Source organism: Nguyenibacter vanlangensis, from assembly GCF_013376155.1.
Classification (GTDB): domain Bacteria; phylum Pseudomonadota; class Alphaproteobacteria; order Acetobacterales; family Acetobacteraceae; genus Gluconacetobacter; species Gluconacetobacter vanlangensis.
Window position 1 is genome coordinate 1 of record NZ_JABXXP010001125.1, and the last position, 668, is coordinate 668.

A 668-nucleotide genomic window follows, 5' to 3' on the forward strand; every position below is an offset into this window, starting at 1 on the left:
GAAGCCGCGCGTGGGGCGCCGCGGGAGGCGCCGGTATCCCGCGCGCGGCCGCGCTTGGGGCCCTATGTCGTCAGTACCGGGGCGATTGCCGCGTCGGTGGCGGTCGGGGTGCTGCTGCGCCAGGGGCTGGCGGTCAGCAACGTGTCGCTGACCTTCCTGACCGCGATCCTGGGCATTGCGGTGGCGTACGGGCTGTGGCCGTCGCTCTATGCCTCGCTGCTGGGGATGCTGTGCTTCAATTTCTTCTTCCTGCCGCCGCTCTATACCTTCACCATTGCGGCACCGGACAATATCGTCGCGCTGTTCTTCTTTCTGGCGACGGCGATCATCGCCAGCCATCTGGGGGCGCGGGTGCGCAACCAGGCGATGGTGGCGCGGCACCGGGCCGAGGTGACCGAGGCGCTGTACCGCTTCAGCCGCAAGCTGGCCGGCATCGTCGCGATGGACGATCTGCTCTGGACCACCTGCCACCAGATCGCGACCATGCTGGACATGAATGCGGTCATCCTGCTGCCGGCCGACGGCACGCTGAGCGTGAAGGCGGGCTATCCGCCCGAAAACGCGCTGGCGCCGTCCGACCTGGCGGCGGCCACCTGGAGCTGGCAGCATAATCGCCGGGCGGGGCGCGGGTCGGACAATCTGCCGGGGGCGCGGCGGCTGTTCGTGCC

At 69.5% G+C, this 668-nt stretch carries 1 protein-coding gene; it reads left to right on the top strand.

Annotation, left to right across the window (positions count from 1 at the left end; all coding sequences use genetic code 11):
• Positions 1-54 precede the first annotated feature (54 nt).
• Positions 55-668 (top strand): DUF4118 domain-containing protein (locus HUK84_RS21635; protein ID WP_246285824.1); only part of this gene is annotated, 614 nt, incomplete at its 3' end.